Annotated in this window: 12 protein-coding genes and 1 pseudogene; 9 read left to right on the top strand and 4 right to left on the bottom strand. The window is 73.5% G+C overall.

Annotated elements, in window-relative coordinates:
- Window positions 1–73 precede the first annotated feature (73 nt).
- Both prpB and FK498_RS07155 read right to left on the bottom strand, forming a co-directional pair.
- Window positions 74–997: a methylisocitrate lyase gene (gene prpB / locus FK498_RS07160; RefSeq protein ID WP_141853012.1), complete on the bottom strand. Its 924-nt coding sequence runs from the start codon at window positions 995–997 to the stop codon at window positions 74–76.
- 27 nt (window positions 998–1,024) lie between these two features.
- Complete coding sequence (locus tag FK498_RS07155; RefSeq protein ID WP_141853010.1) at window positions 1,025–2,443, bottom strand: sodium:proton antiporter; 1,419 nt, start codon at window positions 2,441–2,443, stop codon at window positions 1,025–1,027.
- A gap of 147 nt (window positions 2,444–2,590) precedes the next feature.
- Here FK498_RS07155 and FK498_RS07150 point away from each other — a divergent pair, with 147 nt between their 5' ends.
- From FK498_RS07150 to FK498_RS07120, 7 genes are all read left to right on the top strand, one after another.
- Window positions 2,591–3,178, top strand: a complete 588-nt coding sequence (locus FK498_RS07150; protein WP_202614777.1) for a carbon monoxide dehydrogenase subunit G — start codon at window positions 2,591–2,593, stop codon at window positions 3,176–3,178.
- Window positions 3,179–3,270: 92 nt separating this feature from the next.
- The gene (locus FK498_RS07145; RefSeq protein ID WP_141853008.1) at window positions 3,271–4,173 is read left to right on the top strand and encodes a MoxR family ATPase; all 903 of its coding nucleotides are present in this window, start codon (window positions 3,271–3,273) and stop codon (window positions 4,171–4,173) included.
- Entirely contained in the window at window positions 4,170–5,372 is a 1,203-nt protein-coding gene (locus FK498_RS07140) for a VWA domain-containing protein (RefSeq protein ID WP_141853006.1), read from the top strand. The genes FK498_RS07145 and FK498_RS07140 overlap by 4 nt, the downstream gene beginning before the upstream one ends.
- Window positions 5,369–5,692, top strand: coding sequence for an XdhC family protein (locus tag FK498_RS07135; RefSeq protein ID WP_141853004.1), 324 nt, complete (start codon window positions 5,369–5,371; stop codon window positions 5,690–5,692). The genes FK498_RS07140 and FK498_RS07135 overlap by 4 nt, the downstream gene beginning before the upstream one ends.
- Window positions 5,689–6,408 (top strand): XdhC family protein, encoded by a 720-nt coding sequence (locus tag FK498_RS07130; protein ID WP_141853002.1) that lies wholly within the window; start codon window positions 5,689–5,691, stop codon window positions 6,406–6,408. The genes FK498_RS07135 and FK498_RS07130 overlap by 4 nt, the downstream gene beginning before the upstream one ends.
- Entirely contained in the window at window positions 6,405–8,054 is a 1,650-nt protein-coding gene (locus tag FK498_RS07125; protein WP_141853000.1) for an NTP transferase domain-containing protein, read from the top strand. The genes FK498_RS07130 and FK498_RS07125 overlap by 4 nt, the downstream gene beginning before the upstream one ends.
- Window positions 8,051–8,482 carry a GNAT family N-acetyltransferase gene (locus FK498_RS07120; protein ID WP_141852999.1) on the top strand — a complete coding sequence of 144 codons (432 nt, stop codon included), beginning with the start codon at window positions 8,051–8,053 and terminating at the stop codon, window positions 8,480–8,482. Before FK498_RS07125 ends, FK498_RS07120 begins: the two co-directional genes overlap by 4 nt.
- Here FK498_RS07120 and FK498_RS07115 read toward each other — a convergent pair whose 3' ends face one another.
- Complete coding sequence (locus FK498_RS07115; protein ID WP_237560868.1) at window positions 8,483–8,812, bottom strand: helix-turn-helix transcriptional regulator; 330 nt, start codon at window positions 8,810–8,812, stop codon at window positions 8,483–8,485.
- 123 nt (window positions 8,813–8,935) lie between these two features.
- On the opposite strand from FK498_RS07115, the pseudogene FK498_RS07110 reads away from it, so the two are divergent.
- A pseudogene (locus tag FK498_RS07110) lies at window positions 8,936–9,469 on the top strand (YeeE/YedE thiosulfate transporter family protein); the annotation flags it as partial.
- Window positions 9,470–9,488: 19 nt separating this feature from the next.
- Window positions 9,489–10,118 carry a YeeE/YedE thiosulfate transporter family protein gene (locus tag FK498_RS07105; protein ID WP_141852995.1) on the top strand — a complete coding sequence of 210 codons (630 nt, stop codon included), beginning with the start codon at window positions 9,489–9,491 and terminating at the stop codon, window positions 10,116–10,118.
- A gap of 34 nt (window positions 10,119–10,152) precedes the next feature.
- Here FK498_RS07105 and FK498_RS07100 read toward each other — a convergent pair whose 3' ends face one another.
- Window positions 10,153–11,424, bottom strand: coding sequence for an amidase (locus tag FK498_RS07100; protein ID WP_141852993.1), 1,272 nt, complete (start codon window positions 11,422–11,424; stop codon window positions 10,153–10,155).
- Window positions 11,425–11,690 lie beyond the last annotated feature (266 nt).

The following is an 11,690-nucleotide window of genomic DNA, read 5'->3' as shown; positions in this document are numbered from 1 at the left end:
ACGCCAACCCTGCGCGCCGGACGGTTCGCGTGGCCGATGACCGGGTCATCGGCCACGCTCGGCGCCATGACCGCTACTCCGCCGCCGGCCGCAGGTCCGGCGGCACCACCGTCGCCGCGATCGAGGAGTCGAGCGATTCGTAGGCCGCGAGCCCGATCGTCTCGTAGAGTTCGGCGCGGGTCTGCATGCGGTCGAGCAGGTTCATCGTGCCGCCGTCGCGCCGGATCGCCGCGTAGAGCTCGGCCTGCGCCTTGGCGGCGACGCGCAGCGAGCTCACCGGCCAGATCACCATGCGATAGCCGAGCGCCTCGAACTCCCTCGCGCTCAGGTAGGGCGTGCGGCCGAACTCGGTCATGTTGGCGAGCAGCGGCGCATCGACCCGCGCGGCGAAACGGGCGAAGTCGTCGCGGCTGGTCAGCGCCTCGGGGAAGATCGCATCCGCGCCCGCGTCGAGATAGCGCTTCGCCCGCTCGACCGCGGCCTCGAACCCCTCGACCCCGGCGGCATCCGTGCGCGCGATCACGTAGAGATGGCGCGCGGCGCGCTTCGCCGCCGCCACCTTGGCCGCCATCTCGGCGGGCTCGACCAGCCGCTTGCCGTTCAGGTGGCCGCACTTCTTCGGCAGCTCCTGGTCCTCGATGTGCACCGCCGCGGCGCCGGCATCCTCGAAGGCGCGCACCATGTGCATGGTGTTCAGCACGCCGCCGTAGCCGGTGTCGCCGTCCACCAGGATCGGCAGGCCGGTCGCGCGGCTGATGGTGCGGACGAAGAAGCAGACCTCGTCGACCGTGATGATGCCGAGATCGGGCAGGCCCATCGAGGCGGTCATCGCCGCGCCGGAGAGGTAGAGCGCCTCGAACCCGGCGCGCTTCGCCAGGATCCCGGCCATGCCGTTGTGCGCGCCGGGGATCTCGAGGATGCCGCCGCGGCCGAGCAGGGCGCGGAACCGCAGCCCCGCGGGTTCGGCCGGCAGCCCGTCCGCCGTGAGATAGGTCATCGCGTCCTCCGCTCGCTCCTTGTCCCCTCAGCGATAGAAGATGAGCGTCAGCAACGCAAAGTTCGGGATCAGGAACACGACGGCCCAGCCGCAATAGCCGAGGAAGGAGGGCATCTTCACGCCCTGCTCCTCGGCGATCGCGCGGACCATGAAGTTGGGCGCGTTGCCGATGTAGCTGTTCGCACCCATGAACACGGCCCCGGCGGAGATCGCGCCCAGCACGGGGGCGAGCGGGCCCATCAGCGTCTGCGCGTCGCCGCCGGCCAGGTTGAAGAACACGAGATAGGTCGGCGCGTTGTCGAGGAACGACGACAGCAGCCCGGTGAGCCAGAAATACATGGTCGGATCGGGATTGCCGTCGGCATCGCTGGTGAGCCGGACGAGCCCGGCGAGCGCACCCTCACGCCCGGCCTGCAGGATCGCGATCGCCGGGATGATCGTGACGAAGATCGCGGCGAACACCTTGGCGACCTCGATCATCGCCCCCCAGGTGAACCCGTTGGCGTTGCGCACCAGCGCCGGCGTGACCCAGATCGAGTAGCCGGCGATCAGCAGCATCAGCACGTCGCCCACCACCACCTCGATGGCGATGCGCTGCTTGAGGAACGTCACCGCGCCGGGGTGCCAGATCCCCTCCATGAGCACCACCAGCACCACCATCAGCAGCAGCGGGATGTTCACGCCGCCCTGGATGCGCAGCGGCTCCACCGCCTCGCCGCCCTCGCGGATCTCATCCGGCTCGCGGCGGAAGTAGCGGCTCTCCATCCGGTGGTAGATCAGCAGCAGCATGGCGGCCAGCAGCAGCATCGGCGCGAACAGGTGCTGGGTCGGCCAGAAGAACTCGACGCCCTTCAGGAAGCCGAGGAACAGCGGCGGGTCGCCGAGCGGGGTCAGCGAGCCGCCGATGTTCGACACCAGGAAGATGAAGAAGATCACCGTATGCGCGCGATGCTTGCGATGGCGGTTCGCCCGCAGCATCGGCCGCACCAGCAGCATCGAGGCGCCTGTGGTGCCGGTCAGGCTCGCGATCGCGGTGCCGAAGGCGAGCAGCGCCGTGTTGGTGCCGGGCGTGCCCCGCAGCGTGCCGGCGAGATGCACCCCGCCGGCCACCGTGAACAGGGCGAACAGCAGGATCAGGAAGGGGATGTATTCCAGGAGCGCGGTGTGCAGCACCATGTCGATCACCGGCTCGGCGCCGAAGGCGAGCGCGGCGGGGATCACGAAGGCCAGCGCCCAGCCGAGCATCACCAGGCCGTAGAAGCGGTGCCACCAGTGCGGCGCGATCAGCGGGACGATCGCGATCGACAGCAGCACCCCGGCGAAGGGCAGCACCCACCAGAGCGAGAGCGCGCGCCCGTCCACGGCGCCCTCGGCGGCGGTGGCGGGGAATGCCGCCAGCACGATGACGAGCGGGACCAGAACGGCCGGAAGACGGGACAGGCGCATGGGGGAACCGACGGCGAGGGCGGACGGAGGCGTGACGGTAGCGGAACACGGCCCGGCCGCAAGAGCGGCCGCCCCGCCGCACCGCCTTGCCGCTCCGGGGTCCCGTCGCTATGGTCGCCGGCCCGACCGCGCGCAGGACGACCCCCGATGGACATGACCGGCGAGCGGCGCATCCCCGCGCCGCGCGAGACCGTCTGGCAGGCGCTCAACGACCCCGAGGTGCTGAAGGACAGCATCCCCGGCTGCGAGCACATCGAGAAGGTCTCGGACACCGAGATGACCGCGCGCGTCGCCGTGCGGATCGGGCCGATGAACGCACGTTTCTCGGGGCGCGTGCAGCTCTCGGATCTCGATCCGCCGAACGGCTACACGATCTCGGGCGAGGGCCAGGGCGGGGTGGCCGGCTTCGCCAAGGGCGGCGCCACCGTCCGCCTCGCCGAGGACGGCCCCGGCGCGACGCTGATGACCTACGAGGTGAAGGCGCAGGTCGGCGGCAAGATGGCGCAGCTCGGCGCGCGGCTGATCGACAGCACGGCGCGCTCGATGGCCGACCAGTTCTTCGACCGCTTCGCCGCGCGCGTGGCCGGCCCGCCGCCCGCCGCCGAGGCCGCCGCGCCGGCGCCCGCCCCCGCGCGGCTGCCCCTGCCGGTGCCGAGCGAGATGTTCGGCCTGCCGACCTGGATCTGGATCTCGATCGCCGCCTGGCTGGCGATCGTCGGCCTGATGGTGCTGTGACCGGCCTGCCCCTGCCGGTCTGGGTCGGGCTCACCGTGCTCCTGGTCCTCGCCCTGCTGGCCCTCGGCCGGGCGCTCGGCTAGAGGCGGGACATGAACGGATCCGCCCTGCCCGTCGGTGTCGACGAGACGCTCGCCCTGCTCGCGCGCGGCGACTACGTCGCCGACCGCGCCCTCGCCACCGCCGTGCATCTCGCGCTCAGGATGCAGCGGCCGCTGTTCCTCGAGGGCGAGGCCGGGGTCGGCAAGACCGAGATCGCCAAGGTGCTGGCGAGGACGCTCGGCCGGCGCATGGTGCGGCTGCAGTGCTATGACGGGCTCGACCTCGCCTCGGCGCTCTACGACTGGAACTACACGCGCCAGCTCCTGGAGATCCGCCTCGCCGAGGCCGCCGGCGAGCGCGACAAGGACCGGCTGGCGCGCGGCATCTTCGACCGCCGCTTCCTGATCGAGCGGCCGCTGCTGCAGGCGATCAGCCCCGAGGGCGGCCCGGCCGTGCTGCTGATCGACGAGCTCGACCGCGCCGACGAGCCCTTCGAGGCGTTCCTGCTCGAGCTGCTCGCCGACTGGCAGGTGACGATCCCCGAGCTCGGCACGATCCGCGCGGCCGAACCGCCGGTGGTGGTGATCACCTCGAACCGCACACGCGAGATCCACGACGCGCTGCGGCGGCGCTGCCTCTACCACTGGGTCGACTTCCCCGATGCCGCGCGCGAGCGCGCGATCCTGGCGCTCAAGGCGCCGCAGGCGGCCGAGAAGCTGTCCTGGCAGGTGGTGGCCTTCGTGCAGCGGCTGCGGCAGATGGACCTGTTCAAGATGCCGGGGGTCGCCGAGACGATCGACTGGTGCGCCGCACTCGCCCATCTCGATGCGACCGAGCTCGATCCCCAGCGTGTCGACGAGACGCTCGGCGTGCTGCTCAAGTACCAGGACGACATCGCGCGCATCCGCGGCGAGCAGGCCGCGGCGCTGGTGGCGGAGGCGAAGGCAGGATGATCCCTGCCGCCGAGGGCGGCGGCCGCCTTGCCCTCAACGTGCTGCATTTCGGCCGGATGCTGCGCCGGGCCGGCCTTCCCGTCGGGCCCGGCCAGGTGATCGAGGCGCAGCACGCGCTGACCCATGTCGACCTCACCCGCAAGGCGGACGTGCACGCGGCGCTGCGCGCGGTGATGGCCACCCGCCGCGAGCAGTGGGAGGTGTTCGACGCCGCCTTCGCCCTGTTCTGGCGCAATCCCGAGCGCGCCGTCGCCGAGAGCATCATGGCCGCGCTCGACGGGCTGCGCCGCCCGGCCGAGCCCCAGACGCCGAAAGTGGGGGCGCGCCGCGCCGCCGAGGCGATGGGCGCGCAGTCCCGCCCGAAGGAGCGGCCCCGTCCGCCCGAGGCGGAGCAGCGGATCGAGGCCCGCCTCGTCGCCTCGGCCGAGGAGCGGCTCCGGAAGATGGACTTCGAGGCGATGAGCGAGGCCGAGATCCGCGCCGCGCGCGCCGCCATCGCCCGCCTCGTCCTGCCGCTCGACGCCGTGCCGACCCGCCGCTTCCGCCCCGATCCGCATGGGCCGCGCGCCGATCTGCGCGAGACGCTGCGCCGGTCCTTGCGCGAAGGCGGCGCGCTGGTCGAGATCGCGCGCCGGCGGCGGCGGACGCGCCCCCCGCCGCTGGTCGCCCTGTGCGACATCTCCGGCTCGATGGGCCGCTACGCGCCGATCCTGCTGCACTTCCTGCATGCGGTCGCCTCCACCCGCACGCGCACCCACACCTTCCTGTTCGGCACGCGGCTCACCAACATCACGCGTGCCTTCCGCCACCGCGACCCCGAGACGGCGTTCCGGATGGTGAGCGCGATGGTGCCGGACTGGTCCGGGGGGACGCGCATCGGCGAGGCGATCGCGCGCTTCAACCGCGAATGGGGACGGCGCGTGCTCGGGCAGGGGGCGACCGTGCTGCTGATCACCGACGGGCTCGACCGCGAGGGCGGAGCCGGGCTTGCCGAAGCGATGGAGCGGCTGCACAAATCCTGCCGCCGGCTGATCTGGCTCAACCCGCTGCTGCGCTTCCGGGGCTTCGAGCCGAAGGCGACGGGGATCAGGGCCATGCTGCCGCACGTGGACGACTTCCGCCCGGCGCACAATATCGAGAGCATCGCGGGGCTGGTGCACGCGCTCTCCGCCCCCCAGGCCAGGAGGAAGGCCGCATGATCGCCGATGCCGAGGACATCCTGACGACCGCCGGCCAGTGGGTGGCCGATGGCGAGACCGTGGCGCTCGCCACCGTGGTCGAGACCTGGGGCTCGTCGCCGCGCCCGGCCGGCTCGCGTCTGGCCGTCACCGCCTCGGGGCGCATGGCCGGCTCGGTCTCGGGCGGCTGCATCGAGGGCGCGGTCGCGGATGCGGCGAAGGAGGTGATGGCCTCCGGCACGCCGCGCCTGCTCAGCTTCGGCGTCACCAACGAGCGCGCCTGGGAGGTCGGCCTCGCCTGCGGCGGCACGGTCAGCGTCTTCGTCGAGAAGCTCGGATGACGCCCACGCTGTTCCAGGCCCTGCAGGCGGCACGCCGGGCGAAACGTCCGGTGCTCCTGGCCACGCGCCTCTCGGACGGCGCGCAAGCCCTGGTCGGACCCGACGGCGCGCATGGCGCCAACCTGCCGGAGGCGGTGGTGGCCGCCGCGCGCCAGGCCCTCGCCGAGGATGTCGCGCGCACGGTGGAGGTCGAGGGCGCGCGCTGGTTCCTCCACCCGCACAACCCGCCCCTGCGGCTGATCGTGGTGGGTGCGGTGCACATCGCCCAGGCGCTCGCGCCCATGGCTCCGCCGCTCGGCTTCGCCGTCACGGTGATCGACCCGCGCCGGGCCTTCGCCACCGGCGAGCGCTTCCCCGGCGTGGCGCTCGATCACCGCTGGCCGGACGAGGCGATGGCGGCGCTCGGGCCCGACGGCCGCAGCGCGGTGGTGACGCTGACGCACGATCCCAAGCTCGACGACCCTGCGCTCGACGCCGCCCTGCGCTCGGACGCCTTCTACATCGGCGCGCTCGGCTCGCGGCGCACCCACGCCGCACGGCTCGCGCGGCTCGCCGCGCTCGGCCATGCGCCCGAGACGCTCGCGCGCATCCATGGGCCGATCGGGCTCGCGATCGGGGCCGAGACGGCGCCCGAGATCGCGCTCGCGATCATGGCCGAGATCGTCGCGGTGCGCCGGCGCGCGACGCTCGTTTCCCCGGCGCGGGAGGCGGCATGACGTTCGGCGAGGAGGCGGTCGCGGACGCCGTCGGCGCGATCCTCGCGCATTCGACGCGGGCGGGCGCGCGCGTCCTGAAGAAGGGCCGCGTGCTGACGCGCGAGGATGTCGCGGCCCTGGCCGCCGCCGGGATCGCGCGCGTGACGGTCGCGCGGCTGGAGACGGGCGACGTGGGCGAGGACGAGGCGGCGGATCGGCTGGCCGATGCCTGCCTGGGCCCGCTGGTCGCGCGCACGCGCGCGGCGACCGGGCGGGTGAACTTCAGCGCCGAGACCGCGGGGCTCCTGCTGCTCGACACGGCGCGCATCGAGGCGCTGAACCGGCTGGACGAGGCGGTCACGCTCGCCACCCTGCCGCCCTTCAGCGTGGTGCAGCCGCGCGACCTGGTGGCGACCGTGAAGATCATCCCCTTCGCGGTGGACCGGCGCATCGTCGCCGCGGCGGTGGCGATCGCGCGCCAGGGCAGGCCGCTGATCGAGGTGCGGCCGTTCACCGGCCGCAAGGTCGGGCTGGTGCTGACGCGCTTCGCCGACACCAAGGAGAGCGTGCTCGAGGGCACGGTGGCGGCGACGCGCGACCGTGTCGTAGCCCTCGGGGGCGAACTCCTGCCGGAGGAGCGCTGCGGCCACGACACCGCCGAGGTGGCGGCCGCGCTCGAGCGGCTGCGCAAGGCGGGTGCCCGGATCCTGCTGGTCGCCGGCGCCTCGGCGGTGGTGGACCGGCGCGACGTCTGTCCCGCCGCGATCCTGCGCGCAGGCGGCGAGATCCTGCACGGCGGGATGCCGGTGGATCCCGGCCAGCTCCTCTATCTCGGCCGGATCGGCGAGGTCCCGACGGTGGTGCTGCCCGGCTGCGCGCGCAGCCCGAAGCTCAACGGGTTCGACTGGGTGCTGCAGCGGCTGATGGCGGACCTGCCGGTGGGACCGCGCGAGATCATGGGCATGGGGGTGGGGGGTCTCCTCAAGGAGATCGAACTCCGCCCGCTGCCGCGCGCGCGCGCGCCGGAGGAGGACCAGGGCCCGGCACCGAAGCGCGGCAGCCGGATCGCCGCGATCGTGCTCGCCGCCGGACGGTCGCGGCGGATGGCCCCCGTCAACAAGCTGCTGGTGAAGGATGCGTCCGGCAAGGCGATGATCGCGCGGGTGGTGGACAACGTGCTGGCCTCGCGTGCGCGACCCGTGATCGTGGTCACCGGCCACGAGGCGGAGGCGGTGCGCGAGGCGCTGCGCGGCCGCGACGTCGTGTTCGCGCACAACCCCGACTATGCCCAGGGCCTCTCCGCCAGCCTGCGCACCGGCATCGATGCGCTGCCGCCCGACGTGGACGGAACCCTCGTCTGTCTCGGCGACATGCCGCTCGTGACGGCGCCGATGCTCGACCGGCTGATGGCGGCCTTCGACCCCGACGAGGGGCGCGAGATCGTGCTGCCGACCTTCCGCGGCAAGCAGGGCAACCCGATGCTGTGGGGACGACGCTTCTTCGCCGCGATGCGCCAAGTCACCGGCGATGTCGGCGCGCGCCACCTTGCCGGCGAGCACGCCGAGGCGGTGCACGAGGTCGAGATGGCCGACGACGCGGTGATGCGCGACTTCGACACCACCGAGGCTCTGGCGGCGGACCCGCGCGCGGCCGCCGCCAAGGCATGATCCTGCCCCCGGGGATCGCGCTCGCGCTCGAGGACGATCCCGCGCCGGCGACCGTCGCGGCGATCAGCGACGGGCTCACCGCCTTCAACGAGCGCGCCGCCGGTCCGGCCGAGGCCCGGCCGGTCTGGGTCGTCGCGCGGGCGGAGGACGGGCAGGTCGTCGGCGGACTGCGCGGCATCACCTTCTGGCGCTGGCTGTTCGTCGCCTGGCTCTGGGTCGAGGAGGGCCGGCGCGGCCAGGGGATCGGCGCGGCGCTCTTGCGCGCTGCCGAGGACGAGGCGCGCCGGCGCGACTGCCTCGGCGCCTTCGTCGATACCTACGGCTTCCAGGCGCCCGGCTTCTACGCGCGCCAGGGCTACCGCGAGTTCGGCCGTCTCGACGACCTGCCGCCCGGCGGTGTGCGGATCTGGCTTGCGCGCCGGTTCTGATCAGCGCCGCGGCGCCTGTTCCGGGCGGCAGAACGCCTCGTGGAGCGCCTCCAGCACGCCGAGCGCCGGGCCCTCGGTGATCGCGTAGTATACCGTCGTCGCCACACGGCGGTTCTTCACCAGCCCCTCGGCCCTGAGCCGCATCAGGTGCTGGCTGACCACGGTCTCGCGCACGCCGGCGCGTTCCGCCAGCGCGCCGACCGACCGCTCGCCCTCGACCAGAGCGCAGAGGATCTTCAGCCGCACCGGGTTGGCGAGCGACTTCAGAAGGGCCGCCGCTGCCTCGGCCTGCGCGTCCAGCGTGGAGACATCCATCGTCGTCGTGTCCATCGGTCACGCTCCGGCGCGCCGTCGGGGAGAGGTGGGGCGCGCACTCTTTTGGTTCTTGTATTCGAAGATATGAAGTCATAGCTTCGCGCACGACGGTGCACCGCATCGGGGCACCCCGCAAGTGAAAGGACATCCATCATGATCCGCCTCTCGGATCGGGCCTGGTCGCCCTATCTCACCGGGGCGCTGATCGGGCTGCTGCAGGTGCCGGCCTTCCTGCTGCTCGGCACCGCCCTCGGCGCCTCGTCCTCCTACGTGACCGTCTCGGCCTCGATCGCCGAGCTCTTCGATCCGGCGATCCGCGGCCTCGCCTATGCCGGCAAGTATCTCGACGGCGCCAAGAACTGGTGGCAGGTCGCGCTGGTCGGCGGGATCGCGCTCGGCGCGTTCCTCTCGGCCGGCCTGTCGGGCACGCGTCGGTCGGGCATCGCGCCGGTCTGGACCCGCGCGCTCGGCACCGCGAACCCTGCCGTGCGCTTCGCCCTCGCCTTCGCCGGCGGCTTCCTGCTGCTGTTCGGCGCCCGGCTCGCCGACGGCTGCACCTCCGGCCACGGCATCTCGGGCATCGCCCAGCTTGCCGTCTCGGGCTTCGTCGCCGTGGGCGCGATGTTCGCCGGCGGCATCGCCACCGCGATGATGCTGCGCGCCGTCCGCTGAGCCCGAAGGAGCACCAACGATGAGCGTTCTCGCTGCCATCGCCGTGGGCCTGCTGATGGGCGTGGCCTTCGGCTTCCTCCTGGAGAAGAGCCGGGTGTTCGAGCCCGGCGTGATCCTCGGCCAGATGCAGCTCAGGAACTTCCTGATGCTGCGCATCTTCCTCGCCTCCGTCGCGTCGGGGCTGATCGTGCTCGCGCTCGGCACGCTGACGGGGATCGTCCCCAAGCTCGACCCCAAGGCCGTGCTGTATGGCGCGCAGCTCCTCGGGGGGTTCGTCACGGGCGTCGGCATCGCGCTGGCCGGCGCCTGCCCGGGCACCGTGCTGGCGCAGGTCGGCGTCGGCTATCGCGACGCGCGGCTGACGCTGCTGGGCGGCCTCGCCGGGGCGCTGACCTTCGCCTATCTCGAGCCGGCGATCCGTCCGGTGCTGCTCACCGGCTCGCCGGGCAGGCTCACGCTGCACGGCCTGCTCGACCTGCCGTTCTGGCCGCTCGCGCTCGGCTTCGCCGCGCTGCTGATCGCCGCACTCTACGCGCTCGAGCGCTGGCGGCCGTGGCGGGCGGAGCTCGGCGAGCGCGCCGACGGCGTGCTGGCGGAGAGGCCGGAGACCGGGCCGCTGCCGAGCGGCACCGCGCCAGCCGGACGATGAGCGCGAGGGCGGCGCGCGGCTCCGACCGGCGGGGTCAGCCGAGCGCCGCCTGCACCCAGCGCGCCCAGGCCAGCACGGCGGCGTCGTCGCCCTGCCGGCCGACGATCTGGATGCCGAGGGGAAGCCCGCGCGGACCGAGCCCCGCCGGCACGGTGACGCAGGGCACGCGCAGCGTGGTCCAGAGGAAGTTGAAGGCCGGATCGCCGGTCCAGCCGATCCCCTCCGGCGCCTCGCCGGGCGCCGAGGGCGTGACCAGCACGTCCACCCCCTCGAGCGCCGGACCGAAGGCGAGGATGCAGCCCTGCGCCACCTTCAGCGCCTCGTCCAGCCGCTCGCGCGGCCAGGCGAGCGCGGGCAGGTGACGCTCCTTCAGCGCCGCCGAGAGCAGGGGCTGGCACGTGGTGAGCTCCCACCCGAGCGCGTGCGCCGTCTCCATGACCATGATGGTGGGATGCGCCTCCACCAGGGCGCCGAACGAGGCCGGCAGCTCGCGCTCCACCAGCGCGGCACCGGCGCGCGCGAGGGCGGCGGCGACGTCGTCCCAGAGTGCCACCGTCTCCGGCAGCGCCGCCGGCCAGGAGGGCGAGCGGCAGAGGCCGATGCGCGGCGGCCGGGACGGGGCGCGCTCCGGATCGCCGAGGTCACGGCCCGCCACCGCGCCCGCGAACAGGGCGCAGTCCGCGACCGAGCGCGCCATCACGCCGATCGTGTCCAGGCTCTCCGACATCACCTTCATGCCGGCCCGCGCGATCATGCCGAAGGACGGCTTGTAGCCGACGATGCCGCAATACGCGGCCGGACGGATGATGCTGCCCGCGGTCTGCGTGCCGAAGGCGACCGGCACCATGAAGTCCGCCACGGCCGCGGCGGAGCCCGAGGAGGACCCGCCCGGCGTGTGGGCGAGATTGAGCGGGTTGCGCGTGGGCCCCGGCGTGCGCACCGCGAACTCCGTGGTCACCGTCTTGCCCATCACCACGCCGCCGGCGCGGCGCGTCCAGGCCACCGCGGCGGCATCGGCGCGCGGGCGGAAGCCGGCATAGATCGGACTGCCATAGCCGGTCGGCAGGTCCGCGGTGTCGAGCACGTCCTTGACCCCCACCGGGATGCCGCCGAGCGGCGCCGAGGGATCGGCCCGCCGTGCCGCGGCGCGCACCGAATCAGGCTCGTGCGCGACGAAGGCGCGCACGGCCGGATCGCGCGCCGCGATCCGCGCCAGGCACGCCTCCACGAGGTCCTCCACCGCCAGCCGCCCGGCCGCGATGGCCGCGCGCGCCGCCGTCGCGGTCAAACGCCACGTCTCGTCCATGTGTCCCGATCCCCTGTCACCGGCCCGCGCCGGCATACGGCAGCGTGCGCGCCCGCCGCGTCCAGCGCAACCCTCCGGCCAGCGATTCCGTGATGGCGCGCGCGGCCTGCGCGCGCCATGCTGGCGCGGTGCACGCCGAGGTTCGCATCCATCCCGGTCCCGCCGGAGCGCTGCTCTACGAGGTCCCGCTCGGCCCCGAGGCGCTGCCGCCGGTCGCGGCGCGCGACCTGATCGGCGCGTGGGACGCCGCGCGCGCGGCCGCCGAG

Source organism: Elioraea sp. Yellowstone (genome assembly GCF_006704265.1).
Taxonomy (GTDB): domain Bacteria; phylum Pseudomonadota; class Alphaproteobacteria; order Acetobacterales; family Acetobacteraceae; genus Elioraea.
The sequence above is the reverse complement of the archived record's forward strand: the minus strand, read 5'-3'. Positions and strand labels throughout refer to the sequence as shown.